This is a genomic window from Streptomyces polyasparticus (assembly GCF_014493765.1).
Lineage (GTDB): Bacteria > Actinomycetota > Actinomycetes > Streptomycetales > Streptomycetaceae > Streptomyces > Streptomyces polyasparticus.
Map to the genome: position 1 here is coordinate 111,106 of NZ_JACTVJ010000011.1, position 26,110 is coordinate 137,215.

22 protein-coding genes and 1 pseudogene are annotated in these 26,110 nt (G+C 71.2%); 11 read left to right on the forward strand and 12 right to left on the reverse strand.

Going from position 1 to position 26,110, the window contains the following annotated elements; genetic code table 11:
• Window positions 1-198 precede the first annotated feature (198 nt).
• Both H9Y04_RS22570 and H9Y04_RS22575 read left to right on the forward strand, forming a co-directional pair.
• Window positions 199-840, forward strand: a complete 642-nt coding sequence (locus tag H9Y04_RS22570) for a DoxX family protein (RefSeq protein WP_187815804.1) — start codon at window positions 199-201, stop codon at window positions 838-840.
• A 134-nt stretch (window positions 841-974) separates the two neighbouring features.
• Window positions 975-1,346: pseudogene (locus H9Y04_RS22575) on the forward strand (universal stress protein); the annotation flags it as partial.
• Between the two features lie 29 nt (window positions 1,347-1,375).
• Here the strand turns inward: H9Y04_RS22575 and H9Y04_RS22580 are convergent.
• The 4 genes from H9Y04_RS22580 to H9Y04_RS22595 form a co-directional block, all read right to left on the reverse strand.
• Window positions 1,376-2,416, reverse strand: coding sequence for a DNA polymerase Y family protein (locus tag H9Y04_RS22580; RefSeq protein WP_438818132.1), 1,041 nt, complete (start codon window positions 2,414-2,416; stop codon window positions 1,376-1,378).
• A complete protein-coding gene (locus H9Y04_RS22585) occupies window positions 2,413-5,871 on the reverse strand; it encodes a DNA polymerase III subunit alpha (protein ID WP_187815805.1) in 3,459 nt (1,152 codons plus the stop codon). The genes H9Y04_RS22580 and H9Y04_RS22585 overlap by 4 nt, the downstream gene beginning before the upstream one ends.
• Before the next feature lie 296 nt (window positions 5,872-6,167).
• A complete protein-coding gene (locus tag H9Y04_RS22590; RefSeq protein ID WP_187815806.1) occupies window positions 6,168-6,350 on the reverse strand; it encodes a hypothetical protein in 183 nt (60 codons plus the stop codon).
• Between the two features lie 77 nt (window positions 6,351-6,427).
• The gene (locus tag H9Y04_RS22595) at window positions 6,428-6,859 is read right to left on the reverse strand and encodes an SRPBCC family protein (protein WP_187815807.1); all 432 of its coding nucleotides are present in this window, start codon (window positions 6,857-6,859) and stop codon (window positions 6,428-6,430) included.
• Window positions 6,860-7,031: 172 nt separating this feature from the next.
• Between H9Y04_RS22595 and H9Y04_RS22600 the strand changes: the two genes are divergently transcribed.
• The gene (locus H9Y04_RS22600) at window positions 7,032-7,553 is read left to right on the forward strand and encodes a hypothetical protein (RefSeq protein ID WP_187815808.1); all 522 of its coding nucleotides are present in this window, start codon (window positions 7,032-7,034) and stop codon (window positions 7,551-7,553) included.
• Window positions 7,554-7,781: 228 nt separating this feature from the next.
• Here H9Y04_RS22600 and H9Y04_RS22605 read toward each other — a convergent pair whose 3' ends face one another.
• The gene (locus H9Y04_RS22605; protein WP_187815809.1) at window positions 7,782-8,798 is read right to left on the reverse strand and encodes a lytic polysaccharide monooxygenase; all 1,017 of its coding nucleotides are present in this window, start codon (window positions 8,796-8,798) and stop codon (window positions 7,782-7,784) included.
• Window positions 8,799-9,190: 392 nt separating this feature from the next.
• Here H9Y04_RS22605 and H9Y04_RS22610 point away from each other — a divergent pair, with 392 nt between their 5' ends.
• Together H9Y04_RS22610 and H9Y04_RS22615 are read left to right on the forward strand one after the other, a co-directional pair.
• Entirely contained in the window at window positions 9,191-9,649 is a 459-nt protein-coding gene (locus tag H9Y04_RS22610) for a DUF6650 family protein (RefSeq protein ID WP_306660167.1), read from the forward strand.
• Between the two features lie 74 nt (window positions 9,650-9,723).
• Window positions 9,724-10,185 carry a hypothetical protein gene (locus tag H9Y04_RS22615; RefSeq protein ID WP_187815811.1) on the forward strand — a complete coding sequence of 154 codons (462 nt, stop codon included), beginning with the start codon at window positions 9,724-9,726 and terminating at the stop codon, window positions 10,183-10,185.
• Between the two features lie 6 nt (window positions 10,186-10,191).
• Here the strand turns inward: H9Y04_RS22615 and H9Y04_RS22620 are convergent, their stop codons facing one another.
• Window positions 10,192-10,899 carry a response regulator gene (locus tag H9Y04_RS22620; RefSeq protein ID WP_187815812.1) on the reverse strand — a complete coding sequence of 236 codons (708 nt, stop codon included), beginning with the start codon at window positions 10,897-10,899 and terminating at the stop codon, window positions 10,192-10,194.
• A 142-nt stretch (window positions 10,900-11,041) separates the two neighbouring features.
• Between H9Y04_RS22620 and H9Y04_RS22625 the strand changes: the two genes are divergently transcribed.
• The 3 genes from H9Y04_RS22625 to H9Y04_RS22635 are packed head-to-tail and all read left to right on the forward strand — an operon-like array spanning window position 11,042 to window position 14,074.
• Entirely contained in the window at window positions 11,042-12,025 is a 984-nt protein-coding gene (locus tag H9Y04_RS22625) for a Bug family tripartite tricarboxylate transporter substrate binding protein (protein ID WP_187816162.1), read from the forward strand.
• Complete coding sequence (locus tag H9Y04_RS22630) at window positions 12,022-12,555, forward strand: tripartite tricarboxylate transporter TctB family protein (RefSeq protein ID WP_187815813.1); 534 nt, start codon at window positions 12,022-12,024, stop codon at window positions 12,553-12,555. Before H9Y04_RS22625 ends, H9Y04_RS22630 begins: the two co-directional genes overlap by 4 nt.
• A gap of 1 nt (window position 12,556) precedes the next feature.
• Window positions 12,557-14,074, forward strand: a complete 1,518-nt coding sequence (locus H9Y04_RS22635) for a tripartite tricarboxylate transporter permease (protein ID WP_187815814.1) — start codon at window positions 12,557-12,559, stop codon at window positions 14,072-14,074.
• Between the two features lie 96 nt (window positions 14,075-14,170).
• Here the strand turns inward: H9Y04_RS22635 and H9Y04_RS22640 are convergent, their stop codons facing one another.
• The gene (locus H9Y04_RS22640; RefSeq protein WP_187815815.1) at window positions 14,171-14,314 is read right to left on the reverse strand and encodes a hypothetical protein; all 144 of its coding nucleotides are present in this window, start codon (window positions 14,312-14,314) and stop codon (window positions 14,171-14,173) included.
• A 263-nt stretch (window positions 14,315-14,577) separates the two neighbouring features.
• Here H9Y04_RS22640 and H9Y04_RS22645 point away from each other — a divergent pair, with 263 nt between their 5' ends.
• Entirely contained in the window at window positions 14,578-16,026 is a 1,449-nt protein-coding gene (locus tag H9Y04_RS22645) for a trifunctional class I SAM-dependent methyltransferase/NUDIX hydrolase/VOC family protein (RefSeq protein WP_187815816.1), read from the forward strand.
• Here H9Y04_RS22645 and H9Y04_RS22650 read toward each other — a convergent pair.
• Both H9Y04_RS22650 and H9Y04_RS22655 read right to left on the reverse strand, forming a co-directional pair.
• Window positions 15,998-16,504 carry a ribonuclease FAU-1 family protein gene (locus H9Y04_RS22650; protein ID WP_187815817.1) on the reverse strand — a complete coding sequence of 169 codons (507 nt, stop codon included), beginning with the start codon at window positions 16,502-16,504 and terminating at the stop codon, window positions 15,998-16,000. The two genes, H9Y04_RS22645 and H9Y04_RS22650, sit on opposite strands and share 29 nt — an antisense overlap.
• The gene (locus H9Y04_RS22655; RefSeq protein ID WP_187815818.1) at window positions 16,485-17,405 is read right to left on the reverse strand and encodes a GNAT family N-acetyltransferase; all 921 of its coding nucleotides are present in this window, start codon (window positions 17,403-17,405) and stop codon (window positions 16,485-16,487) included. Before H9Y04_RS22655 ends, H9Y04_RS22650 begins: the two co-directional genes overlap by 20 nt.
• Window positions 17,406-17,601: 196 nt before the next feature.
• On the opposite strand from H9Y04_RS22655, the gene H9Y04_RS22660 reads away from it, so the two are divergent.
• Window positions 17,602-17,973 carry a GntR family transcriptional regulator gene (locus tag H9Y04_RS22660; RefSeq protein ID WP_187815819.1) on the forward strand — a complete coding sequence of 124 codons (372 nt, stop codon included), beginning with the start codon at window positions 17,602-17,604 and terminating at the stop codon, window positions 17,971-17,973.
• A 16-nt stretch (window positions 17,974-17,989) separates the two neighbouring features.
• On the opposite strand, the gene H9Y04_RS22665 is transcribed toward H9Y04_RS22660, so the two are convergent.
• Window positions 17,990-19,102, reverse strand: a complete 1,113-nt coding sequence (locus H9Y04_RS22665; RefSeq protein WP_187815820.1) for a DUF5925 domain-containing protein — start codon at window positions 19,100-19,102, stop codon at window positions 17,990-17,992.
• 149 nt (window positions 19,103-19,251) lie between these two features.
• Here H9Y04_RS22665 and H9Y04_RS22670 point away from each other — a divergent pair, with 149 nt between their 5' ends.
• Complete coding sequence (locus H9Y04_RS22670; RefSeq protein WP_187815821.1) at window positions 19,252-20,658, forward strand: GH39 family glycosyl hydrolase; 1,407 nt, start codon at window positions 19,252-19,254, stop codon at window positions 20,656-20,658.
• A 5-nt stretch (window positions 20,659-20,663) separates the two neighbouring features.
• Here the strand turns inward: H9Y04_RS22670 and H9Y04_RS22675 are convergent, their stop codons facing one another.
• Together H9Y04_RS22675 and H9Y04_RS22680 are read right to left on the reverse strand one after the other, a co-directional pair.
• On the reverse strand, window positions 20,664-25,283 hold the full coding sequence (locus H9Y04_RS22675; RefSeq protein WP_187815822.1) for a lipopolysaccharide biosynthesis protein: 4,620 nt from the start codon (window positions 25,281-25,283) through the stop codon (window positions 20,664-20,666).
• Complete coding sequence (locus tag H9Y04_RS22680) at window positions 25,276-26,076, reverse strand: polysaccharide deacetylase family protein (RefSeq protein WP_187815823.1); 801 nt, start codon at window positions 26,074-26,076, stop codon at window positions 25,276-25,278. The genes H9Y04_RS22675 and H9Y04_RS22680 overlap by 8 nt, the downstream gene beginning before the upstream one ends.
• Window positions 26,077-26,110: the final 34 nt, after the last annotated feature.

Here is a 26,110-nt window from a genome sequence, read left to right on the forward strand (position 1 = left end):
TAGCCGCCGCGCGCCCCACGACATACCCCGATCGGCCCTGCGGAAAAGGCTGTTCAGCCCTCGGAGGCGGACCTTCGGCACCACGCCCCCCGGCTCAAGGGAGCCGAGAGTGAGGGCGTAGGGCAAAAGACCGCCCCGGACTCCCGGGGCTTCCCAGACCGTCCCGGACCCCCGGGGCTTTCCGAAGGGATCACCGTCATGGCTGTACACGAGTCTCCCCACCGCGGGCACGGCTTCCATCTGCCGGCCTTCCGTGGCCGGCGGAACACCGGGGAGTCCGCGGACCCCGCGCAGTCCGCCGTGTCGGCACACAGCAGCGCGCGGACCGCGCAGGGATACGCCCTCGCCGCGGTGCGTCTGCTCACCGGGTTCGTCTTCCTGTGGGCCTTCCTGGACAAGACCTTCGGCCTCGGCTACGCCACCGGATCGGACAAGGCCTGGATCGACGGCGGCTCGCCGACCAAGGGTTTCCTCGGCTCCGTCGCGGTGGGACCGATGGAGTCCACCTTCCACTCCTGGGCCGGCGACCCCTGGGCCGACTGGCTGTTCATGCTGGGTCTGCTCGGCATCGGCGTCGCGCTCATCGCCGGTGTGGCGCTGAGGTTCGCGGCGCTCGCGGGGACCGTGATGATGGCGCTGATGTGGATCGCCGAATGGCCGCCCGCCAAGCACCTCTCGGACGGTTCGCCCAGCATGTCGACGAACCCCTTCGCGGAGTACCACCTGATCTACGCGGTCGTCCTGATCGCCCTGGCCGCCGCGTCCGCGGGCAACACCCTCGGCGCGGGCAAGCGCTGGTCCGAGCTCCCGTTCGTCCGCCGCAGCCCCTGGCTCCGGTGACGCGGGAGGTGCGGCGGACTCGTTGGCGGGTCCGCCGTACCGGCGTCTGCCGATGGATGTCCGGCGAGCGATCCCGTACGAGAAAGGAAGTGCTCCTCATGAACGCTGTGGACGCTGTGAGCGGCATGAGTGCCATGAACGGCCGGCCTGTGGTCGTCGGTGTCGACGGCTCCCTGTTCTCCACGCGGGCCCTCGACCGGGCGGCCGTCGAAGCGGCCCGGCGCGGCAGCACACTCCGCGTCGTCTACGCGGTGCACGACCGCGACGAAGCGGGCCCGGTCCTCGCGTCCTGCGCCGCGCGCGTCCATGCCCGCCACCCGTCCCTGCCCGTGGTCACGGCCGCCGTGCAGGGCGGCCCCGTACGCGTCCTCGCCCGCGAGAGCGCCCACGCCGCCCTCACCGTGGTGGGCACCCGGGGTCTTGGCCGGCTCACCGGCCGCCTGCTCGGCGCGGTGAGCCCACGGCTCGCACGGCGGGCGCGGGGGCCGCTCCTTGTCGTCTGCGGGCGGCGGGTGCGGCAGGTCTGAGGGGGCGGTCATGCGGCGTGCGTCGGCGCCGCGGCCGGCCCCACCGCGTTCGCTCCGTACTTCTTCCTGGCGCGGTCGACGGCTTCCTCGATCCGCCGGGCCTTGTCGTCCGTGGGATCGAAGAGCAGCTGGTGGGAGGCGTGTTCGGCGGGGACCAGGTCATCGGCGCGCAGCGCGAAGGAGCGGACCCGGGCGCGCTGCAGGGCGAGCTTGTCGTGGAGCGTGTAGGTGAGGGCCGTCAGCGGGGGAGTGTGGGCGGTGGCCTCGCGCAGAGTGCGCGTGCGGGTGGTCGTGGAGCGGTCGGCATAGCGGACCGTGAGCGTCAGGGCGCGGGCCGCCTGGGCCTCGCCGCGCAGCTGCAGGCCGAGGCGGTCGGTGAGGGCGAGCAGGGCGGCGCGCTGTCGGTCGTGGTCCAACTCGTCCTGCGGGAAACGGTGTTCGACGCGCAGCGTACGGGGCGGACCCGCCGGGATCACCGGGGTCGGGTCGAGTCCGCGGGCCGCGTCGTGCAGGCGGCGGCCGGCCGCGGCACCGAGGATCCGCTGCAAGGTCCCGAGGGGAGCGGCGGCGATCCTGCCGATGGAGTCGAGGCCGTACGAGGACAGGGTCCGGCTCGTCGCGGGACCCACTCCGTGCAGCGCGGCCGCGGGCTTCTCGGCGAGGAACGCGGCGACTTCGCCGAGATCGTCGGGCAGGGTGCGCACGGCCGAGGGCGGTCCGTCGGCCGCGACCATCCGGGCCAGCATCGGGTTCGCGGCGATACCGACCGTGGAGCGGAGCCCGTACAGACCGCCCGTACGGACCCGGATGCGCTCGGCCAGACCGGGTGCGTCCGTACCGAAGTAGCGCAGACTGCCGGAGACGTCGGCGAGCGCGGCGTCCGGGGGCAGGGCCTGGACCTGCGGGGTGAACTCGGCCAGGAGGGAGAGGAGATGGCGGTAGATCTGCTCGTCCGCCAGGTCGTGGAAGTGGATGTACATGATCTGCACCCCGTGCGTCTCCTCCTTGCTCCGCATCCCGTGTGTCTCCTCCTTGCTGTCGCCGCTCATCCCGCACTCCCCGGACTCTGGTGCCACAACTTGCGGCTCTGCTTGACCGATTCACCGGGCGGCTGCAGATCCGCCCAGGGGTGCAGCTCGTAGCCGGTCTCCAGGCGGATGCTGCGGCCGTCCCCGGCGGGGTCCGTGCCCGGCCGGTCCGCGGTGAGCCGTTCCGTCACCGCCGAAAGGCCGCCCGTGCGTCGCAGTTCGGCGAGTTCGGCCAGGTCCCAGGCGGCCGAGCCGGTCACCGAGAGCGCCTTGCCGCTGCCGCCGCCGCGGCGCTGCACCACTCCTCGTACGAGCAGCAGCCAGGAGTGGAAGACGGTGTGCGCGCAGGCGTCGTGGCTGTCCTCGAAGAACGCGCAGTCCACCAGGCCGCTCGTGTCGTCGAGCGTGGTGAAGATGACGCGCTTGCCCGAGCGGATCGGCGGGGTCTGCACCGCGCCCTTCGCGCCCGCGACCAGGACCACCTGCCCGTGCGGCAGGTCCTTGAGGCGCTGGGCGGTGGCCACGCCCAGTTCGTCCAGCAACTCCCGGTGGTCGCCGAGGAGATGGCGCGAGGTGTCCATGCCGAGGATGCCCAGCTCGGCCCCGAGCCGCTCGACGTCGTCCAGGTCGGGCAGATGGGCGGGCGCGACCTCCGCCGGTGCGTCATCGCTCTCGCCCAGCGTCAACTGGCCCTGAGAGGCGCCCTTCTGGCCCTTCTGCAGTTCGGCGATGTGCAGCATCAGATCGCGTCGGTTGCGGCCGAAGGCGTCCAGCGCGCCGACCTGCGCGAGCCGTTCGGCGACCGGACGGGAGGGGCGGGCCCGCGACAGGAAGTCCTGGAGCGAGGTGTACGGACGGCCCGCGACGATCCGTGCGGCCTCGGCCTCGCTCATCCCGCGCACGTCGCTGAGCGCCAGCCGTACGCCGTGAGTGCCCTTCGGAACGCTCGGATCAGACACCAGTTCGATTAGATAGGCGGAGTCCGAGGCATTCACATCAAGGGGCAGGATCGGCACGCCCCTTCGCCGCGCATCCGCGAGCAGCAGCCGCTTCGGATACATCCCCGGGTCGTGCGTGAGCAGCCCCGCGTAGAAGGCCGCCGGGTGATGGGCCTTCAGCCAGGCCGACTGGTAGGAGGGCACGGCGAATGCCACGGCATGCGCCTTGCAGAAGCCGTACGCGCCGAAGGCCTCGATGATCTCCCAGGTCCGCTGGATCGCCTCGTGCGGGTAGCCGCGCCTGCCGGCCTCCTCCGCGAACCAGGCCCGCACCCGCCCGATCAGCTCGGGATTGGACAGCGCGCGCCGGGTGTAGTCGCCGAAGGCGAGCGAACAGCCGGTCATCACGTTCAGGATCCTGATGATCTGCTCATGGAAGACGACCACGCCGTACGTGTCCTCAAGGGCGTCCCTGAGGTCCTCGTGCGGGTAGTCGGGCTCCTGCTTGCCGTGCCGGGCCTTGATGAACGGATCGACCATGTTCGCCGCCACGGGACCGGGCCTGAAGAGCGAGATGTCGACCACCAGGTCGTGGAAGGTCTCCGGCTGAAGGCGCGCGATGAGGTCGCGCTGGCCGGGCGACTCGGTCTGGAAACAGCCCAAGGTCTGCGAGGACTTGATGAGTTGATACGTCTTGGGGTCGGCCGGCGGCACCTGTGCGGGGTCCTCCATGGCGATGTGTCGGCCGGTGGTGCGCTCGATCTCGGTGACGGCATGGGCGATCGCGGACTGCATCCGCACACCGAGCACATCGAGCTTGAGCAGGCCGAGATCCTCGACGTCCTCCTTGTCGAACTGGGACATGGGGAAGCCCTCGGTGCTGGTCGGCATGACCGGGGTGCGCCGAAGGAGCGAGGTGTCGGAGAGCAGCACGCCGCACGGGTGCATGGCGATGCCGCGCGGCAGCGCGTCCAGGGCCTCGACGAGGTCCCACATCTGCGGCCCGTACGCCCCCGGGTCGATGCCGCGCAGCTCCGGCAGTTCGGCCAGGGCGGCGCGGGCGTCGCGCGCCCGGATGTGCGGGAAGGACTTCGCGAGCCGGTCCACTTCGGCCGGGTCGAGCCCGAGCGCGAGACCTGTGTCGCGTACGGCATGACGGACGCGGTACGTCTCCGGCATCGACACGGTCGCGACCCGCTGCGGGCCGAAGCGGCCGAGGATCGCGCGGTAGACCTCCAGGCGGCGGGCGGATTCCACGTCGATGTCGATGTCGGGCAGCTCGGCGCGCTTGTCGGACAGGAACCGCTCCATGAGCAGGCCGTGTTCGACGGGGTCGGCGGTGGCGATGTTCAGGAGATGGTTGACCAGGGAGCCCGCGCCGGAGCCGCGTGCGGCGACCCGTATCCCCAAGTCCCTGGTGTCCTCGACGACTTGGGCGACCGTGAGGAAGTACGAGGCGAAGCCGAGCCGGTCGATCAGGCGCAGCTCGTCCTCCAGGCGGTCCCAGTACGCGTGCTTGCGGTCGTAGTGGCGCAGCACCATCCCCGCCGCGCACTTCGAGCGCAGCACCCGCTCCGGGGTGCGGCGGGAGGCCCCGACGAGGTCCGGCTCGGGGAAGTGGACACGGCCGATGCCCAGGTCGTCCTCGGGGTCGACCCGGCAGGCCGCCGCGGTGTCCTCGGTGACCGTGAGCAGTCGCTGTGCGGTGTTCTTCCGGTATCCGGCGGCCTCGGCGACCTGCTCGGCGATACGGGCCATCGCGGCGGACGGCTTGAGCCAGCGCTCGCCGGGGTCGAGCGTGCCGCGCCGGTCGATGGGGACGAGCCGGCGCGCGGAGTCGAGGACATCGGCGACCGGGCCCTGGCCCTCGTCGGCGTAGCGCACGGAGTTGGTGAGCACCGGGGTGATCCGCTGGTCGGCGGCGAAGCCGAGGGAGCGGGCGGCGTGCCGCAGGGAGCCCGTGCCGGTGCCGCTCAGCCCGTGCGAGACGACCTCGATCCGCAGCGCGGCGTCCCCGAAGCGCTCACGCCAGGGCGCGAGCAGCCGGGCCGCGCGGTCGGGGCGGCCCCCGGCCAGGGCACGGCCGACGTCGGAGGTGGGGCCGAGCAGGATCGTGAGGTGCTCGGCCGCTGCCGCGTCCCACGGCAGCAGCGGTCGCTGTGCTCCGGTGGCGTGTGCCGCCGTGACCAGGCGGCACAGCTCCGCCCAGCCGCGGGCGCCGTCCCGCGCGAGGAAGACCACGCGCTGGGCCGACTCGTCGACGAACGCGCCGCCGCGTACGGGGGTGCGGCGCCGCTCGGTCCGCTTCACTTCCTCGGCGGGGGTGGCCACGGCGAGATCCACCCCGAACAGGGGGCGCACCCCGGCCTTGCCCGCCGCCTTGGCGAACCGCACCGATCCGCCGAGGGTGTCCCGGTCGGTCAGCGCGATCGCGTCCATTCCGCGTTCGGCGGCCCGCTCGGCGAGCCGCTCGGGGTGCGAGGCTCCGTAACGCAGGGAGAACCCGGAGACGGTGTGCAGATGCGTAAAGCTGTGCATCCGTACCACCTCGCCACTGCTACCCCCTGCCTACCTGTCGACCACGCCCGCCTCGGTGACCTGGTCAGGCCACTGTATCGAACATTTTTGCGATTCGCCTGATGGCGCGCTGAGAGGAGGGGGAGCCCTTGGGGGAGGCGGTCCGGGGCGGGGTGCGGTGGTGCGCGGGGGCCGGGTGTGGGGCGGTGCTCGGGGCGAAGTGAGGGGCGGTGCTCCCGGTGGTGCTCAGGAGCCGTGAAAAGCCCCGCACCCCTGCCGGGAAGACAGGGGTGCGGGGGTCTCGGGGTGCCGGTGGTTCACCTGCGGGTCCTGCGGCGCCCTCCCGACCAGCCGGCGCCGATGCCCGCCACCTGGAGGGCGAGCAGCATCAGGCCGAGCAGCATGAGGTTCGTCGAGCTGAACACGTCGTTTCCGTCGAGGTCCGTCGCGTTGAAGAGGAACGCGAGGAAGAACAGCACTGCTGCGGCGATACCGAGCATGGCGGCCCCTCTGGTCGTCGAGCCCACCCCGGTGGTGCGGCTCGCTCTCCAGGACCGAGTTCCCCGCTTGGCGCCGACTACTTCAGGAGCCGTCTGAGCGCGTATCCGAACACCACGCGGCCCGCGCGGGCCGTCGCCTCGTCGAAGAGGCGGGGGAGCTTGGTGAGGCGCAGATCCTCGCGCCAGACGACGTACGAGCCGGGGCCGCGCACCGCCGGGTGGACCTCGATCTCGGCCCAGCCCGTCATCACCTTGCCCGTTTTGGTGAGGCGGCAGCGGGCCTCGGGGGACGGCGGCTGCCAGAGCGTGATCTCCATCGGGTCGTCGAAGCCGAGGGGGCCGAGGCCCGTGCGCGCGACGAAGCGGGTGCCCTCGCGGTTGGGGCCGTCGGTGAGCAGTCTCGTGCGCGTGAACGGGACCAGGGCCGCGTGGCGCTCCCAGTCCGTGACACGGCGCCAGGCCTCGGCGACGGGGAGCGTGCTGCGCTGGGCGATACGGAATTCGGGCACGGCGGGATCGTAGGGCCTCGGCCGCCGGGAACGGGTGTGGCTGGCCGCGGGGTCCGTACCGGGTCCCGACCTCAGATGTTGCTCAACAGGCGAATAAAAGATGTGCGCGCGGCCCGCACCACCGTGGATGATCGCTGAACTTGCTTGCCGTACAAGGGAACTGGGGTGGCGAATGGTGCGCTCGGCGCGCTCTGTGTACGTCTCCGCCCTGGCGGCGACCGTGCTTGCCCTGGCCGTGCTGTCGGCCTGCGAGGACGGGGCGGAAGGACGGCAGCGGGACGGCGGGCCTGCGAAGGTGAGCAAGGAGCAGGCCGTCGAGGTCCTTCAGCGGGTCGCGCGGCGCGCCCCCGCGGGCAGCGCACGGGAGTTCTGCAAGTCCGTACTGCAGCGGCAGGCGTGCGAGGACGCCTGGGAGGAGTCCGTACGGCAGCGCTGCCTGAAGCCGGGCGGCATGCCGCGCGTGCTCCGCGGCGCGGCCGTTCCGGACACGCGGACCTCGGACGGCGGGCAGGTGCTGCTGGTCGAGGGGCGTACGGCGGGTGGCGGCAGATACGTTTCGGAGTTCTTCGTCACCGCTCCGGAGGGCAGGCCGGTGGCATCGCTCGGGGTCTTCTGGTCGGGGCTCGGCCTGGGCAACTCCCCGTTGGGGGAAGGGGTTCAGGTCCTTCCCGGCGCGGAGTGTGCGCGGGACTGAGCAGCGCGCAGGCCGGACGGGGCTGGGCGTGCGCACAGGGCGGACGGTGCTGGGCGTGCGCACAGGGCGGAGGAGCCGGGCCGCACGCGCCGCCGCCACCGCTCCCTGAGGTGGGGGAGGAGCGGTGGCGGCGGGGCCGGCTCCGGGGGCCATGTCCCGTGGCCCCCGGATTCTGGATGCCGGAGCAGAGGTGCAGCAGAGGTGGGGCGGGGGTGGAGCAGGGGCCGGTCAGCGGCTGTGGCGGCCCGTCGAGGCGCGGCGGCGGACCGTGCCGAACAGCAGAGCCGCGCCGACGGCGAGCACACCCGCGCCGCCCATCGCGATGTACGGGGTGGTCGAGTCGCCACCGGTCTCGGCGAGGTTCTCGCCGGCGGTCACCGGCTGGTCGGCGGAGCCGGCCGCCTCGGGGGCGTTGGCCTCGGGCGCGGCGGACTCCTCGGCGCCGGTCTGCGCGTCCTGGTCGCCGTGGCCGTTGTGCTCGACGGTCGACTGGTCCTGGCCGTCGCTGATCTGCTCGTCGCTGGGCGCGGAGGCCTCGGCCGCCGGGGCCTGCTCGTCCGAGCCGCCCGAGCCCTCCGAGGGCGAACTGCCGCTGCCCGCCGAGCCGTTGTCGGCGCCGAAGACCACGTCGGAGCAGGTGTAGAAGGCCTCGGGGGAGTCCGAGCGCTGCCAGATCGAGTAGATCAGGTGGCGGCCGGACTTCTGCGGGATGTTCCCGGAGAAGACGTAGTCGCCGTTCTCCATCTTGGGGTCGGTGACCTTGGCGAACGGCGTCGCCTCCAGGTCCGACCACTTCAGCGGCTTCGACGGGTCGTAGCCGTCCTTGGTGATGTACAGCTCGAACGAGCCCTTGTGCGGGGCCGTGCCCTTGTAACGGAAGGTGTGGCTGCCCGAGGAGAGCTTCGAGGACGGCCAGTCGCCGCGGGCCAGGTCGAGGCCCTTGTACTTGTCGTTGCCCGCGCTGCACAGCTTGCCGTCGGGGATGATCTCCTTCGACTTGCCCGCGGCGTTGGCGATGTTGACGCCGTTCCAGTCGTAGAAGGCCTGGACGCCGGAGGCGGCGACGGCGGCCTTGCACGCGGCCGAGTCCGGCGACTCCGGACCCTCCGCGTAGCAGGCGGCGACACGGCTCACCGGGTCCGTCATCGAACCGTGCGCGGCGGCCGGGGATATCGCCAGCGCGGTCAGCGCGAGCGGGGCGACACCGGCGGCTGCGGCGTAGGCGACTTTGCGGCGAGCGGTCATGTGTGGATCTCCTTGAGCGACTTCTGGGGGGTGCGTGGGGGATACGGGGCGGGTACGTACCGTCGGTGCGGCCCCCCGAACAACTGCTGCACCGCCGGGTCGAACCCGCCCCGGCGAGACACGAAGCTAGCCCGTGAGATCCACGATTTCGCCTGCTGAGGCGGCCTGAAGGTGATCCTTATGGTCGCTTTAAGGAATCGATCAGAGGCGGTTAAGTGCGCGCCCGTGATGTCCGGTTCGGCGGAGCTGATCAGCGAGTGCGGCCTCGATCAGGGCGGCGTGCTACGCCCGTCGGGCGGCGAGACAACCCCTCGGCGGAGCCGAGGGCGGCAGCCGCACCCGAGCGGTCGTCTGATATGAGTTTGCGAGGTATCGCATCAACCGGGGGAAGCATGCGTTTGAGACCAACTGCCATCAGTGTGCTTGGTGTTGGCGTGAACTGGGAGTTCACGAAATCCGATCGCCGGTTGGCGCAGCAGCTCATGGACTTCCTTGCTGACAAGCGCGTCCTCACGATCGGGTGGGGCCGCCCCGAGAGCGAGGCCGGTGCGTGCCTCGCTTCCGCGGCCGACTGTCGTATGAAGCTGTCGGAGTACCTCGATCAGATCCAGAAGCCGAACAGCGACCTGCGCACCTGGGTCAGAGCCATCCGCCAGGCGTTCACCGATTTCATCGAGGCCGGCGGACACGATGGCGGCCGCTTCACGGACGAAGGTTCCGTTGGGCTCGATGGCCTGTTCAATCAGGCACTTCGCGACTTGCGCGAGCGGGTCCGCTGCGAAACGGATCTCGTTGCGAAGCGGTACAAGCTCATCGGGCTCGACCTGCCCCCGGAGTGTGAGCGGGCCTGAAACCATGCTGGTCGCACTTGTGCCCTCTGTATGGCAAGGGCCAACTCGCTCAGGGAAGAAGGGTTTTTGGGCCGGTGGAGTGGATCACTCTTGCTGCGACGTGCCTGGGGGCGCTCATCGGCGTCGGATCCACCTTGCTGGCGGAGCGGCTGCGTGCGTCCCGGGAGGAATCTCAGCGTCGGCAGGGCCTGCGACAGCAGCTGTATGCGGATTTCCTGGCTGCCCTCTCGCGCGTGGCCGATGACCTGTATGCGCTCGCGAGCAGCCCCGATCGCAATGAGCTGCCTGTTCGGGCGAGCGAGGCGTGGCGCCGAGGTGATTCCTATCCGCTCCGCTACCACATGACGATCTCCGCACCCGCAGGCATGGTCACCGCGTCGGACGCCTGTTTCCGCCGGCTGCGCGACTTCCGAGACGTCGTGGCGAATGGCGCTGTGAGCGGCACACCGGAATTTCGGGCAGCCCAGGCTGCCTACGACCAGTCGCTGACCAGGCTGCGCGAGCTGATGAGAACCGACCTCGGCCTTGCCGGTTGAGCAGCCTCACCCCACCCACCGATACCGCCGCTCCGGCCGCCCCGTCCCCCCGTACTTGAGGGTGACCTCCGCCCGCCCCGTATCCGCGAAGTACTCCAGGTAGCGGCGGGCGCTGACGCGGGACAGGGAGCCGGCCTGGGCGCATTCCGTGGCGGACAGGCCCGGTGGGTGGTCGCGCAGGACGCGTTCCACCAGTTCCGCGGTGTGCGCCGCGAGGCCCTTGGGGAGTTCGCGCGAGCCCGGCGGGCGGGTGCCGAAGATCTGGTCGACGTCCTCCTGGCGGGCCTCGTCCAGGGTGTCGAGCCGGGTGCGCAGGGCCGCCACATGCCGCAACTGCTCCTGCAGCGCCGCCTGGTTGAAGGGCTTGATCAGGTAGTGCAGCGCGCCCGCGCGCAGCGCGGAGCGGATGATCTCCGCGTCCCGTGCGGCCGTGATGAAGAGGGCGTCGACGGGAGGGCGGGAGGGGTCCTGCTCCTCCGCGGCACGCAGCTCCCGCAGGACCGAAATGCCGTCCATGTCCGGCAAGTACACATCGAGCAGGACCAGATCGGGGCGCAGTCGCTCGGCCGCGCGCAGGGCCTCCGCACCGTTGTGGGCCACGCCCACCACGGTGAAGCCCTCCATCGCGGCCACATAGCGGCTGTGCAGCTTGGCCACCATGAAGTCGTCGTCGACCACCAGGACGGTCGTGGGAGAGGGGTTCCGCGCGTTCATCGGCGCAGGTTAAGCACGCGACCACAACGACCACAACGTCCGTTGCTTGCGGAAGAGAGACAGCTTGTTAACGCGCAGGCAACATGTGGGCCACCTCACAACCCTTTAACAACCCCTTACAGACCGACAGGTGGTGGCACACGTGCGTCTGCGCACTCCCCTCGCCCTGCTCGGGGCCGCGCTCCTCGTCCTCGGGGCCCCGCCGCTGCTCTCGGCGGGCAGCGATGCCGATGACGGCACCAAGATCCCCAGGCTGCGCTTCATGGTCCCCAACACCCCCGGCGGCGGTTACGACGTCACCGCGCGGACCGCCGCCAAGGACGCCGAGGACGCCGGACTCACGCACGGCATCGAGGTGTTCAACATGCCCGGCGCCGGCGGCACCGTGGGCCTGGCCCGGATCGCCGAGGACAAGGGCAACGGCAAGCTCGCCATGTCCATGGGCCTCGGCGTGGTCGGCGCCGCGCGCTCCAACCACTCGCCGAAGACCCTCGCCGACACCACCCCGATCGCCCGACTCACCCAGGAGCAGGACGTCGTCGTGGTGGCCAAGGACTCCCCGTACAAGACGATCGACGATCTCGTCGGCGCCTGGAAGAAGAACCCGGGCAAGCTGCCGGTCGGCGGCGGCTCCTCGCCCGGCGGACCCGACCACCTCGCGCCGATGCTGATGGCGCAGGCCGCCGGGATCGCGCCCAAGGACGTCAACTACATCCCGTTCGACGGCGGCGGCGAACTGCTCGCCTCGATCCTCGGCAACAAGGTCGCCTTCGGCGTCTCGGGCGTCGGCGAGTACCTGGACCAGATCAAGTCCGGTGAGCTGCGGCTGCTCGCCGTGACCGGACCCGAGCGCGTACCGGGCCTCGACGGCCCGACCCTCATGGAGTCCGGATACGACGTGAACTTCACCAACTGGCGCGGCATCGTCGCCCCGCCCGGCCTCGACGAGGACGAGCGGAAGAAGCTCATCGAGTTCTTCGAGGAGCTCCATGACTCGCCCGAGTGGAAGAAGTCGCTGAAGACCAACGGCTGGGACGACGCCTTCCTCAGCGGCGACGAGTTCGGCGACTTCCTGGAGAGCGAGGACAAGCGCGTGGTGTCCGTACTGAAGGAGCTGGGGCTGTGACCACCACCATCGAACCCCCGAAGCCGGCGGAGCCGCGCAAGTCCTGGCTGCGCGAATACTCCGAACTCGGTGTCTCCGTCCTTCTGTTGGCGCTCGGCGTCCTCGTCCTCACCGACGCGCTGACGATGGAGGTGGACATCGAGCAGCGCGGCCCGATCGGGCCGAGGACCGTGCCGATCGTGGTCGGCATCGGACTGCTCGTCATCGCCATCCTGCTCGCGATCGACGTGCTGCGCGGCGGCCGCGGCGAGGCGGAGGGCGGTGAGGACATCGATCTGTCCGAACCGGCCGACATGCGCACGGTGTTGCTGCTCACCGGCGTCTTCCTCGGCTTCGCGGTCCTCATCGGCCCGCTCGGCTTCCCCATCGCCGGAGCGCTGCTCTTCTGGGGCGCGGCCTTCGCGCTCGGCTCACGGCGGATCGACCGCGACCCGCTGATCGCGGCAGTGCTCTCCGTCGTCACCTACGCCGTCTTCAACAACCTGCTCGGAGTCCCGCTCCCCGGCGGCCCGCTGATCGGAGCGCTGTGACATGAACGCTCTCAACTCCCTGATGGACGGCTTCGGTACGGCCCTGACGCCCATCAATCTGCTCTGGGCCGCCATAGGCGTGCTGCTCGGCACGGCGATCGGCGTGCTGCCCGGCATCGGCCCCGCGATGGCCGTGGCGCTGCTGCTCCCCGTCACGTACGGACTCGACCCGACCGGCGCGTTCATCATGTTCGCGGGCATCTACTACGGGGCGATGTTCGGCGGTTCGACCACCTCGATCCTGCTCAACACCCCCGGCGAGAGCGCCGCGGTGGTGGCCGCCATCGAGGGCAACCCGATGGCCAAGTCCGGCCGCGGCGCACAAGCCCTCGCGGCCGCCGCGATCGGGCACTTCGCGGGCGGCATGGTCGGCACGATCCTGCTCGTCGCGCTCGCGCCGAAGATCGCGGACCTCGCGGTGGACATCGGTGCGCCGGACTACTTCGCCATCATGGTGCTCGCGTTCATCGCCGTGACCAGCGTGCTCGGCTCGTCCCGTATCCGCGGGCTCGCCTCGCTGCTCATCGGTCTCACCATCGGCCTGGTCGGCCTCGACCAGATGACCGGACAGCAGCGTCTGACCTTCGGCTCGCTCCAGCTGGCCGACGGTGTGGACGTGGTGATCGTCGCGGTCGGCCTCTTCGCCATCGGCGAGGCCCTGTGGGTGGCCGCGCATCTGCGGCGCGGGAACCCCGAGGCGATCCCGGTCGGCCGGCCCTGGCTCGGCAAGGCGGACGTCAAGCGGTCCTGGAAGTCCTGGCTGCGCGGTCCGGTGATCGGCTTCCCGTTCGGCGCGATCCCGGCCGGCGGCGCGGAGATCCCGACCTTCCTCTCGTACGTCACCGAGAAGCGCCTGTCCAAGCACAAGAACGAGTTCGGCAAGGGCGCCATCGAGGGGGTGGCCGGACCCGAATCGGCCGCCTCCGCGTCCGCGGCGGGCACGCTCGTCTCGATGCTCACGCTCGGCCTGCCCACCACGGCCGTCGCCGCCGTGATGCTCGCCGCCTTCCAGCAGTACGGCATCCAGCCGGGCCCGCTCCTGTTCGACCGAGAGCCCGAGCTGGTCTGGGGCCTCATCGCCTCGCTGTTCGTCGGCATGGTGCTGCTGCTCTGCCTCAACCTGCCGCTCGCCCCGCTGTGGGCCAAGCTCCTGCGCATCCCGCGCCCGTACCTGTACGCGGGGATCCTGTTCTTCGCGGGAGTCGGCGCGTACGCGGTGGCCGGCGAGGCGATCGACCTGGTGATCCTGCTGCTCATCGGTCTGCTCGGGTTCGGCATGCGGCGCTACGGGCTGCCGGTCCTGCCCGCCGTCATCGGTGTCATCCTCGGCCCGGCCGCCGAACAGCAGCTGCGGCGCGCGCTGCAGATCAGCGACGGCAGCGTGACGGGCCTGGTGAACACGCCGTTCTCGGTCACCGTCTACGTGGTGATCCTGCTGCTGCTCGCCTGGCCGCTCCTGAAGAAGCTGGTGTTCCGGGGGCGCAGGGCGGAGCAGGACCGTGAGGACGCCACGGTCTGACCGTCCGGCGGAGAACCGGACGCTCTGATACGTGACGGGGCGCGGGGGATCAGCCCTCGCGCCCCGTCGGCGTATGTCTGAAGATACCCATGGGGCTCAGCCCTCTGGCCACCATGTCTTGTGAATGTCCTCGCGCACTTCCGGACGCGGGCCCACCCTGCGCTGGGCTTCCTCGGAGCGCTCACGCTCACGGCGGACGGCGGGCTTGGGGATCGGCTTGCGGATCGTCTGGCGGCGCATGGTGGCCTCCTAGCGTCGAGTCGCCCGGGTGCTGAGTACCGTTCATCCACTCGGTTAGACCCGGGCGAGGAGCCTTTCTCATCGCCGCCCGGTTTGTCAGTGGTGCTTCTCACTTCCTGTCGGGTTTCTTCCCTCCTGGACCAGGGTCCGACCCTCATGTTTCAGCATGTGGGACAGCACGTGAATTCCTTGCACCACAAGGGCGTTGAGGTCCCTCCACTGTGGCCGGGGGGATTGTCAGTGGCGGCTGCGAGGATCACGGCATGAACGATCACGCAGCCGACCGCCCCGACATCCGCGCGGCCTGGGCGGAACGCCTCGCGGACTGGCTGCCGCGTGCGCCCTGCGACGTGCTCGACCTCGGCTGCGGTACGGGGAGTCTGGCGCTGCTCGCGCGGGAGCAGGGTCACCGGGTCACGGGGGTCGACCTGTCCCCGGCCATGGCGGAGCGCGCGCGGGCGAAGCTCGGCCCCGAGGCGCGCGTGCTGGTCGGTGACGCCGCCCGGCCGCCCGTCGGCGAGGAGAAGTTCGACGTGGTCCTGGCCCGCCATGTGCTGTGCACCTTCGCCGACCCCGCGGCGGTCCTGCGGCACTGGTATGCGCTGCTGCGGCCCGGCGGGCGCCTCGTGCTCGTCGAGGGCGTCCGGGGCGGCAGCGGGCTGCCCGTGGAGCGGATCACGGAGGCGCTGGCCCCGCTCGCGGCCCGGGTGCACGTCCAGGACCTGGCGCAGGACAGCCGCCTGTGGGGCGAACAGGCCGACGATCTGCGGTACGCGGTGGTGGCGCGCCAGGAGCCGCGGCGCCATCGCGAGGTCGTCGACGTCCATCTCATCGTCCGCCGGGGCGACGAGGTGCTGCTCGCCCGCCGCGCGGGCACCGGCTATGCGGACGGCCTGTGGCATCTGCCGTCCGGCCATGTCGAGGACGGCGAGGACGTCCGGGCGGCGCTGCTGCGCGAGGCGGAGGAGGAGGTGGGCCTGCGGATCGCCGCGGCGGATGTGCGGACCGCCCTGGTGATGCAGCACCGCGGCCCCGGCGGCGCCCCGCGGATCGGCTGGTTCTTCGAGGCGGCCACGGACCAGACCCCGGTCAACTGTGAGCCGGACAAGTGCGACGCCCTGTCCTGGTTCCCGCTGACCGCCCTGCCGGAGGGCACGGTCGCGTACGCCCACGCCGGACTGGAGGCGTACGCAAGGGGCGAGCGCTTCCTGCTGCACTGGCACGAGGACGACGACGCCATCGCGTACGAGGAGGACCGCGACCGTTCCGTACGGCTGCCCGGCACGACGGCGGGCGCCCTGCACCACATCGAGCTGTGGGTGCCGGACCTGGACGCGGCCGCGGCCTCCTGGGCCTGGCTGCTCGGCGAGCTGGGCTACGTTCCGTATCAGAGCTGGGAGTTGGGCCGCAGCTGGCGGCTCGGCGACACCTATGTGGTGATCGAGCAGTCCAGGGACCTGGCCGGCGACCGCCATGAGCGCACCGCGCCCGGCCTCAACCACCTCGCGTTCCATGTGCGCGACCGGGCGGCACTGGACGCCCTGGTGGAGCGGGCCGCCGCCCACGGATGGTCCCTGCTGTACGCCGAGGACCATCCGTATGCGGGCGGCAGGCAGCACTGTGCCGCTTACCTCGAGGACTCCCTCGGATACGAGGTCGAGCTGGTGGCCGACGGCCGCCCGCTCAGTCCAGGATCGTCGTCAACCCCGTGACCTGGGCGACGACTTCGAGTTCGTCGAGGGCGCGCAGGGCCTCCTCGGCCGCCTTCGGATCCCGGTCCGCCAGGCCGCTCGCGGCGAACTCGTCCTCGTCCAGACGCAGCACCGTCGCACCGTCCGCGGACACCCACAGGTCCAAGTCCAGGTCCTCGACGACGAGTTCGCCCTCCTCGAGGACCGCGGGCCGGGTGATGTCGCAGTACCAGCCCTTCAGCGAGCCCTCCGCCGTACGCACCTCCTTGACCGCATACCAGCGGTCGCGCCAGAAGTGCTCGGTGAAGACATCGCCGGGCTCGAAGCGCACGAACCCGAAGTCCCGCACCCCGTCAGCCGCCCACGGCGCACGGACCGTCACCTGGGTGCCGTCGTCCGCGAGCAGCAGCGCGGGGTAACGGATCTTCGTACGGCCCGCCTTGGTGAGATGGACCTTGACCATGTCTTGCATGAGTACCTCAGCCGAGGTCGCGGACATAACGCACCTCCGTCGCGCAGATGTCGTATCCGAACCACTTGTTGATCGCCAGCATCGGACCGTTGCCCGAGTCGTTGCCCGTGAACGCCTCGGTGTACCCGGCTGCCCGTGCCCGGTGCAGCGAGTCGGTCTTCGCGAGTTTCGCCAGGCCGCGGCCGCGGAACGCCCGTGCCGTACCTGTCATGCCGGACGCGTAGCGGGTGCGGCCGTCCGTGCGGGCCGCGGTGAACGCGGCGGGTGTCCCGTCGACCAGCGCGACCGTGCTCAGCTCGCGGTCGAGCAGCGGATGACGCCAGGTCGAGTCGAGCCACTCGCCGAAGTCGTCGAGCGAGGCGTCCAGATCGCCCGGCTCGTCCGCCGTGCACTCCGCGTCGAGGGCGAACATCGGCCGGGGATCGTCCGCGAAGGACGACACCGGTACGAGCTCGACATCCGCGGGAAGCGCGGGCAGCGACGGCAGCGATCCCTCCGCCAGGTCCAGGCGCAGAAAGTGCGCCGAGCGGCTGGCGCGATAGCCGCGGCGCTCGGCGAAGGAACGGTTCGCCACCTCGTCGAGCACCCAGGAATAGACCGTGTCGGCCCCGGCGTCCGCCACGTACTCCTCCGCCGTGCGCAGCACCAGGGCGCCCACCCCGTGCCCGCGGTGCTCGGGACGGACGTAGACATTCGCGAAGGCCTGCCCGGGCGTGCTGCTCTCGTGCGCGATCCCGGCCTCGCCGCGCGCCACGATCTCACCGCCCCGCTCGGCGACGAAGAGCTGATAGCGGCTCGCGGGCGCGGCATGCGACGCGTCCCACAGCATCGCCTCGGGGGTGGTCACCATGAACGGCAGGGCGGCGCGGAGCACTTCGGTGGCGGCCGAAGCGTCCTCGGGGCAGAAGGCACGGACGATGACGGTCATGGTCAGGGACGTTACGTGCCATGCGGGAGGTGCGCCTCCGAATTACGGCGCGGTAGGTATACGGGACTTCGGCCTAGGTATGTGCGGCGGATGCGCAGTCGCCTGCGGACGGATGCGGAGGCGACGGGGAACTCGCACGGCACCGCACCGGGCCCGTGCCTTCGCCGCCCCGTGCCCGGCTGCCACAATCGGGCCCGTGACTTTGAAGCTCCGTATCGACCAGGGCGCAGCCGAAGCGCCGTATGAGCAGGTCCGCGCCCAGATCTCCGGGCAGGCACGTTCGGGAGCGCTGCCGGTGGGCTACAAGCTGCCCACCGTGCGCGGTCTCGCCGAGACGCTCGGGCTCGCCGCGAACACGGTGGCCAAGGCGTACAAGGCCCTCGAAGCCGACGGTGTGATCGAGACCCGCGGCCGCAACGGCACCTTCGTCGCGGCGGCCGGCGGCGCCGCCGAGCAGAAGGCCGCGGAGGCGGCCGCCGCCTACGCCGCCCAGGCCCGCCGGCTCGGCCTCGACCGGGCGGCTGCCCTCGCGGCGGCCGAGAACGCGGTGCGGGCGGCGTATTCCTGACAACGCCCCCGGAGGCCTACAGGTACAGCCCCGCATCCTCCCCGCCCCGAGGCTCCGGCAGCGCAGTCGGCGACACCCCGCGCCGCAGCGCGAACAGCTCGGCGAGCGTCGCGCCGCCCCGGCCCACGGCGGACTCGGCGTCCGGGAAGTCCGTGCCCAGCCAGTCCAGGGACTCGCGCCGGGTGAGTCCGCCCACCTCGATCCGGGCGAGACAGCGCCCGGGCCGTACGACCGCGGGGTGCAGCCGCTCCAGGTCCTCGTTGGTGGTGACACCGACGAGGACGTTGCGGCCCTGGCCGAGCAGTCCGTCCGTGAGGTTGAGCAGCCGGGACAGGGCCTGGCCCGCGGTGTGCTTGGCCTCGCCGCGGATCAGTTCGTCGCAGTCCTCGAGCAGCAGCAGCCGCCAGCGGCTCTTGCCGGTGCCGTCCTCCTCGCCGATCGCGATGTCCATCAGATAGCCGACGTCGCTGAACAGCCGCTCCGGGTCGAGCACGCAGTCCACCTGGCACCAGTCGCGCCACGAGCGGGCCAGGGTGCGCAGCGCCGAGGTCTTGCCCGTGCCGGGCGGCCCGTGCAGCAGGAGCAGCCGGCCCGCGATGTCCTCGGGCGTGGTCTTCATCAGCCGGTCCATCGCATCGGCCACGGGCGCCGTGTAGTTGGGCCGCACCTCGTCCCAGGAACCGGCGGAGATCTGCCGCGTCGTGCGGTACGGGCCGCGGCGCGGCGACACGTACCAGAAGCCCATCGTGACGTTCTCGGGCTGCGGCGCGGGCTCGTCGGCCGCGTCGGCGGTGACCTGCTTGGCGATGCGCTCGGCGAGGTCGGCCGAGGTGGCGGTCACCGTCACGTCGGCACCGCGGTTCCAGCGCGAGACGAGCAGGGTCCAGCCGTCGCCCTCGGCGAGGGTGGCCGAGCGGTCGTCGTCACGGACCGCGCGCAGCACCTTCGCCTCCGACGGCACCAGATCGAGCCCGGCCTTGACACGGTCGACCGACACGGCGTGCGAGTACGGCTGCTCGCCGGTGGCGAACCGCGCGAGGAACAGCGCGTCCACGACATCCGACGGTGAGTCGCTGTCGTCCATGTTCAGCCTGATCGGCAGCGAGTGCCGCGGGTCCTTTTCGGGCATGCGGTACATGATCCGTCACCGGGGGGCGCCCTGCACGGAATTTCGGGTGGCGCCTCGCCGGCCGGGTGCGCCGACCAGGGACGGTGTTACACACCCGTGGCACCGGAGTCTGTCATTCCGTCAACTGACCCGATTACCCTTGCCCGTTGATGGGACGTCATGGGTGGAAATCGGGGGCACGGCGGTGGCGGCTCACCGCGTTGCTCGGCGTGGGTGTGGCCGCACTGGCGCTGCTGCTTACGCTCAGCAGCCTGCCGGACGGCAACGGGTCGACCTCCGGCACGACGACGGACGGCGACAAGGTGTGGGGTTCTCCGACGATCCCCACCGGCCGGCCGGACGCCGAGCTCGGCTGGGGGTTCACCCATACCGAGCACAGCGCGGACGAGGGCGAGGACGGCGCGGTCGAACGTGCCGAGAAGACCCTGGCCGGGCCGCGCCTGCCGCAGCTGCAGCACCTCATGGGCTGGGGCTCGGACAACCCCGAACCCTCGCCGGGCCGTTACCGCTTCGGCGAGATGGACGCGCGGATGGACTTCATCCGCGCCACCGGCAGCACCCCCGTGGTGACGCTGTGCTGCGCGCCCGACTGGATGAAGGGCGGCAAGGCCGGTGTCGAGAACACCGACTGGGACAAGCTCGAAGTCCCGCCCGACCCCAAGCACTTCCAGGACTACGCCGATCTGGCGGCCACCGTCGCCAAGCGCTACCCCGACGTACGGCACTTCATCGTCTGGAACGAGTTCAAGGGCTTCTGGAACGACGCCGAGGAACGCTGGGACTACGAGGGCTACACGAAGCTGTACAACCTCGTCCACCGCGAGCTGAAGAAGGTCAACAAGGACATCCTCGTCGGCGGCCCGTACCTGGTGATGGACAGCCTCAACCCGCGCCAGCAGGAGAACGCCTCCGACGAGCTCAAGGGCGAGTGGGGGAGCGCGGACCAGCGGGTGCTCGACGCCTTCGACTACTGGAACGAGCACAAGGCCGGCGCCGACTTCGTGGTCGTGGACGGCTCCAGCTACACCGCCGACGACGAGCTGATCCCCGACGAGTTCGCCGCCACCGAGAAGTTCACGGACGTCAGCCGCTGGGTGAAGGAGCGGTCCGGCGGGCTGCCGCTGTGGTGGGCCGAGTACTACGTCGAGCTGGGCGACCACAACGACAACCGGGACGACTGGGCCGAACCGCACCGTGTCGCCGTGCAGGCCACCGGCATGATGGCGATGGCCGAGGGCGGGACGACCACGGCGTTCTACTGGAACCCGCAGAAGCAGGGCAAGGACTGCGCCGGCTGTCTGTGGACCTCCACCGAACTGGACGACGGCGGCGCGAAGTTGCCGATGCTCGCCCTGATCGAGCGTTTCCAGAAGGAGTTCCCGCCCGGCACCTCGTACGAGGACGTCACCGTCGCTCTCGACGAGGCACCGGTCCGCGTCCTCGCCGACGACAAGGCGCTCCTGGTGGTGAACACCGTCAACCGCCCCACACAGGTGACGGTCGACGGCAAACGCCTCACGCTCAAGCCGTACGAGGTGCACTGGGCCAAGCGCTAGCGCCGTTACGCCAGCGTCAGGAACCGCTGCACCAGTGAGGCCAGCAGCACCGCGAGCAGCGGCAGCGAGAACCAGTACGTGGACTGGAGCCACTGCAACTGCCGCACGCTCGGCGGCGATGCCACCCGGACCACCTCGCGGGTGGCGAGCAGCGCGATCAGGGCGATCGCCGCGAGCGCACCCACCACCGACCACGGGGTCCAGGTCACCTGGGGCCCGATCGGCCCGGGATCGGCCTTCCTGACCTCGTCGTCCGGCTGCTTGCGCAGCGTGTACAGCGTGGCGTCCTCGTTGCTGTACGCACGCTTCAGCTCCGGCCGGTCGTCGAGGTTGTTCATCAGGCGCCGGTCCCAGTTGCGGGGATAGCCGCCGTCCAGGTTGAGCGTGGTGGTCTGGCCGCGGTTCACCATCAGATACGAGTTGGGCCCGGCGTCCCTGAGCGCCTTGACCAGGGAGCCCACGAGGACCGGGTCGGGCGGCGCGAGCGTGGGCCGGTACTCGACCTTCTCCATGTCCTGCTTGCCCCAAGGAGCCGCGGGCGTCACGTTGTTGACCTCGTCGTCGGTCAGCCAGAGCAGCCGTACCGTCGGATCCGAGTGGTCGTAGACGTACTCCATCGCCGCGACCTCGCCGGGCCTGACCCGCTCGAAGGGCTCGTTGCCCCAGCGGGCGATCAGGAAGCCGCCGATCAGGACCAGACCGGCCATCAGGGCCGCGAGCGGTGCGAGCGAGACCCGGTCGCGGTCGCGCTCCTGTGCGGTGATCCCGGTACGCGGGAACAGGGCGAGACCGGCGAGCAGCGCCGCACCCGGCAGCGCGAACATGAACACGCGCAGCGCCATCTCGCCGCCGTACGACTGCATGCCGAACCCGAGGAACGGGACGAAGGTCAGGATGAGCAGCGAGCGTTCCGCGTACTGGTAGCCGCGCCGGCGCCACCAGCCCCAGACGGCGAGCGCCAGGACGAGGCCGGCCAGACCCACCCGCGAGTACAGGACCAGCTGGTGGATCGAACTGCCGCCCTCGATGCGCCCGGAGATGGAGGAGGTCACATTGCCGCCGACGCCGCCGACCCCGCCGAACAGCTCCTCGAAGTGCCCCGACCAGTAGGGCTCGGCGAGGAAGCCGACCCAGACCACGACGAGGATGCCGAAGAGGATCGGCAGCCCGCGCAGCTCGGAGCGGCCGAACACGACGAGCGCGGCGATCACCCCGAGCATCACGAACGGCGTGAGCTGGTGCGCGGGCACCGTCGCCGCGAACAGCGCTATCAGGACGAGGACCAGCGTGGCCCGCTGCCCCCGCGTGGTCTGAAGGACCTCCGCCTCGCCCGGGCGCCGCTTGGCCCACAGCACGCGCGGCGCACGGAACCACACAAGGAGGATCGCCACGAAGGCGATGTAGAGCAGATATGTGAAGCCCTGCGGCGAGAAGTAGTCCTGGCCCACCCAGCCGCTCAGGACGAAGATCCACACACCCGCCCACTTGGCCCGCCAGCTCGCCCGCATCGAGCGGATGAGCAGGAACATCGGGGCGAGATAGGCGAGTTGGATGGCGAGCGGCCACCAGCGGATGACCTCCCGCATATCGCTCACGCCGCAGGCCTCGGCGATGAACGTGGCCGCCGCGAAGAAGCCCGGCCAGCTCCAGCGTGCGTCCAGGTCGGGGACGGCGGAGCCGGTGCGGTCGATGTACTCCATGAAGCCCAGGTGCTGCCACGCCGTCGCGAACCGGGGCTCCGCCTCGATCACCGCGGGCAGGGCGTGCAGGGAGACGAGTGTCCCCAGCAACGCGAGTGTCAGGAGCAGCTTGTGGGGCCGCTCGTGCCACAGGAGCGAGGCGAACGTGACGACGAGCAGCGCCGCACCGAGCAGGGTCGCGGGCGGGAGCACGGAGATCAGCCCGAGCCCGTTCATCGCGTCGAGATCCGCGTCGTCCATGCCGAGCACCGGCACCCAGTACAGGCCGAGCGCGAGGATCAGGAGCAGCCCGAGACCGTACGAACGGGAGAGGCGGGGCGGCGTGGCCGCGGCGCCACGCGGTGGCTCGGTCGGCTCGGGCGGTGCGGGCGGTGCGGGCACACGGGCCGGCGGCGTCTGCGCCAGAGCCCGGGGCGCCGAGGAACTCGCCACCACCGAAGGGAACTTGGACCGCTGCTCCCGTGCCACGGGCGTCCGCTCGGCGCCCGGTTCCGCGCTCGCCTCCCGGGAGGGCTCGGATGCGGCGGCGGAGGCGGCCGAGGCGGATGACGCGGCGGCCGTGGAGGCCTCGGAACGGGCCGGCGGAAGCGCCGCGGGCAGCCGCAGCGCCCACGTGGGGCGGTGGTCCTCGCCGGAGTCCGGCGGGGGAGCGGAGGCACCGTCGCGCGGCTCGTCGCCGGGGTCCTCGTCCGCCGCGGCACGGGGTACGCGCGCCCCGTCGGCGGGTTCGTCGGCGGGTTCGTCGGCGGGTTCGTCGGCGGGTTCGTCCGCGGGTCCGTCGGCGGCTTCATCGGTGGGCCGCTCGTCAGAGGGCTCGTCCCGCGAGGACACGTCCTCTGCGGGCTGTTCCTCGCTCCCGGCTTCCTCCTCCCGGACGGTGTCTTCATCCTGAACGGAACGGACGGCCTCATCCCGAACGGAACGGACGGCCTCATCCCGTACGGAGTCGCTCTCTTCGTCCCGTACGGAATCAGCGACATCAGCCCGCACGGAATCGGCGCCCTCATCCCGTACGGAATCGCTGACTTCAGCCCGTACGGAATCAGCGGCATGAGCGCGTACGGAGAGGGTGTCCTTGTCCCGCACGGAGAGCGTGTCCTTGTCCCGCGCGGAACCGGCGTCCTCGTCCTGTACGGAGACCGCGTCCCCTTCCCGTGCGACCGGAGCGTCCACCACCGCGTCCTCGGCCATGTCCTCGCCCTCCGTCCGATCCGCCCCGGCCGGCGGTTTCCGCGCGCCGCCCCCGTCACCGGCCGCGCCCTTCACCGCCCACGACGGCCCGGCTCCCGGACCGGCGGGCGTCGGCCGCGTGCGCTGGTGCGGAGCGCGCGCGGCTTCGGGTACGACGATCGGCAGACCGCCGGCGGGCGTACCCGGGCCCGGCCGTACGTCCGGGCGGCGCTCCAAGTGGTCGAAGTCCAGAGGGAGTCCGAGCTGCAGCGTCTCCGAGTCGAGGGCCGCACGCAGCGCCCAGGTCGGGCGGCGCACCAGCGGGCCGAGGACCATCGTGGTCTCGCCGGCCGGCCGGCCCAGGTCGGACAGATCGCCGTCGGTGGCCACCGGCTGGGGTGTGCGCGCCACCGGGGCACCCGCGCCCCGCACGACCCCGAACAGCTTGTACGCGGCGATCGAGGCGATCACCGCGAGGCTGCAGACCTCCGCGACACCGGCGCCGGTGAGCCCCATCCGGGGCAGCAGCACCAGCGTGAGGCCGAGCACCAGAACGCAGAGCGCGCCCTGCAGATAGGCGAGCGGAGAGGTGCGGCTCTGGGCGCGGAGCACCGCGAAGTAGGTCTCGATGATCACGCGGAGCAGCGCACCGACCGCGAACCAGCGCAGCAAGGGCGTGGCCGCGTCCGCGTAGCCGCTGCCGAAGACCGCGAGGATGTAGGGCGCGCCGAAGAACATGATCGCGCAGACCGGCAGCATGATCCGCGCCATCCGCTTCAGCGCGGCACGGCAGTTGGCGGCCAGCCGGCCCGGATCGTGCGCGCCCTCGACGGTCAGCGAGGCGCCCATGTTGATGGCGAGCAGATTGACCGTGCCGCCTATGGTCGTGGCGATGTAGAAGTACGCGTTGTCCGCGGAGCCGACCTGAGCGGCCACGATCACGGGGATCAGGTACACGACAGCCAGCGAGAACAGCGAGCCGGTGTAGTCGCCGGCCAGGAAGCGGCCCATCTCGCGCAGCGACGGCGGCTGCACGGTGTCCTTGGTGGCCTGCACATGCCGGGGCACGAGCCGCCGGAACACCAGCCAGCCGAGCGGGAGCACCGACACCGCGATCGCCGCGACCCACGAGACGAACACGCCGGCCGTCGGGATCGCCGCCGCGAACGCGATCAGGAGCCCCAGCTTGACCACGGAGAACACGGTGTTGCCCACCGGCACCCACAGCGCGTTGCGCAGCCCCGTGAGCACCCCGTCCTGCAGCGTGAGCAGCGACCACGCGACCACGGAGAGGACGAAGCCGATGCCGGGCCAGGGCCCGTCGAGGAACGCGTACGAGGGTCCCCACAGGTCGAGCGTGAGCAGGAAGATCCCGGCCGCGCAGGCCACCGCGAGTGAACTGCCCGCGTACGTCCGCAGGATGAGCTTGCCGGTCGTGCGTCCCGCGACCGGGATGAACCGGGCCATCGCGCCGGTGAGCGTGAGCGCCGCGAGACCGGCGATCAGCTTCATCGCCGCGATCGCCGCCGAGCCCTGGCCGACCGCCGCATCCGAGTAGTACCGGGCGGCGGCCAGCCAGAAGCCCAGGCCGAGCACGGCGGAGATCCCGGTGTTCAGCATCAGCGCATACGCGTTGCGGAACAGCGGGCTGCCGCCGCCCGAGGGCAGCCTGAGTCTGCGCCCGTCGGGCTGCTGCTGCCGCGCGGGAGTCTCGTTCACCTCGGAGGCTGCCTGGGCGGTGGACGTGTCAGACACGGGTGAGGCCGGCCTTTCGGCGGAGCTTGCGGGTTCTTCGGACGAGGGCGTACCCCTTGGTCAACGCACGGTCCTTCGCGAAGGTTCGGGCCACACCCCGGCCCTCCACGGAGCGCGCGAACTCCTCGGCCGTGGTGGTGCGGCGCACGGTGAGCCGCTGCAGTGCGTACGGGCCCTGCGGGCGGCGCGCCAGGTGGTTGCCGACCGCGAGTGCCTGCCCGTAGCCGGATGCGCGGACGAGCCGGCGTACCGCCGCGTCCGAGTAGCCGTAGGGATACGCGAAGGACTCCGGCCTGCTGCCGAGCTCGTCGCCGACGATCTCGCGGCAGCGCAGCAGCTCGAACCACAGCGCGTCCTCGGCGAGTTGGTCCAGCTGGGGGTGGGTGTGGCTGTGCCCGCCGATCTCGAGGCCCGCCTGCGCGAGAGCCCTGACCTGGGACCAGTCCAGCATGGTGTCGAGCGCGCCCCCGGTGTCGTACGCGCCGCGCAGCCAGCCGGTCGTGACGAACACCGTGGCCGCGAAGTCATGCCGGGCGAGCGCCGGCAGCGCATGGGAGTGCACGCCTTCGTAGCCGTCGTCGAAGGTGATGAGCACGGGCCTGGGCGGCAGGGGTGTGCCGTCGCGCCAGGCGGCGGCCAGGCGCGCCGTGGTGAGGGGCGTGAAGCCGCCCGCCGCCAGGATGTCCATCTGCTCGGCGAACGCCTCCGGTGCCACGGACAGATCCCGGGTCGCGGGCGCGGGTGCGTGCGCGACCGCGTGGTACATCAGTATCGGCACAGCCTGGCTGCTCATCCCGCGGCCCCCTGACCCTCCGCGCTCCCGCGTC

Coding starts and splice junctions, on each gene's coding strand:
- H9Y04_RS22570 (WP_187815804.1), top strand. CDS start 199: ATGGCTGTACACGAGTCTCCCCACCGCGGGCACGGCTTCCATCTGCCG.
- H9Y04_RS22580 (WP_438818132.1), bottom strand. CDS start 2,416: ATGAGCGGCGACAGCAAGGAGGAGACACACGGGATGCGGAGCAAGGAG.
- H9Y04_RS22585 (WP_187815805.1), bottom strand. CDS start 5,871: ATGCACAGCTTTACGCATCTGCACACCGTCTCCGGGTTCTCCCTGCGT.
- H9Y04_RS22590 (WP_187815806.1), bottom strand. CDS start 6,350: ATGCTCGGTATCGCCGCAGCAGTGCTGTTCTTCCTCGCGTTCCTCTTC.
- H9Y04_RS22600 (WP_187815808.1), top strand. CDS start 7,032: ATGGTGCGCTCGGCGCGCTCTGTGTACGTCTCCGCCCTGGCGGCGACC.
- H9Y04_RS22605 (WP_187815809.1), bottom strand. CDS start 8,798: ATGACCGCTCGCCGCAAAGTCGCCTACGCCGCAGCCGCCGGTGTCGCC.
- H9Y04_RS22610 (WP_306660167.1), top strand. CDS start 9,191: ATGCGTTTGAGACCAACTGCCATCAGTGTGCTTGGTGTTGGCGTGAAC.
- H9Y04_RS22620 (WP_187815812.1), bottom strand. CDS start 10,899: ATGAACGCGCGGAACCCCTCTCCCACGACCGTCCTGGTGGTCGACGAC.
- H9Y04_RS22635 (WP_187815814.1), top strand. CDS start 12,557: ATGAACGCTCTCAACTCCCTGATGGACGGCTTCGGTACGGCCCTGACG.
- H9Y04_RS22640 (WP_187815815.1), bottom strand. CDS start 14,314: ATGCGCCGCCAGACGATCCGCAAGCCGATCCCCAAGCCCGCCGTCCGC.
- H9Y04_RS22645 (WP_187815816.1), top strand. CDS start 14,578: ATGAACGATCACGCAGCCGACCGCCCCGACATCCGCGCGGCCTGGGCG.
- H9Y04_RS22650 (WP_187815817.1), bottom strand. CDS start 16,504: ATGTCCGCGACCTCGGCTGAGGTACTCATGCAAGACATGGTCAAGGTC.
- H9Y04_RS22655 (WP_187815818.1), bottom strand. CDS start 17,405: ATGACCGTCATCGTCCGTGCCTTCTGCCCCGAGGACGCTTCGGCCGCC.
- H9Y04_RS22665 (WP_187815820.1), bottom strand. CDS start 19,102: ATGCCCGAAAAGGACCCGCGGCACTCGCTGCCGATCAGGCTGAACATG.
- H9Y04_RS22670 (WP_187815821.1), top strand. CDS start 19,252: ATGGGACGTCATGGGTGGAAATCGGGGGCACGGCGGTGGCGGCTCACC.
- H9Y04_RS22680 (WP_187815823.1), bottom strand. CDS start 26,076: ATGAGCAGCCAGGCTGTGCCGATACTGATGTACCACGCGGTCGCGCAC.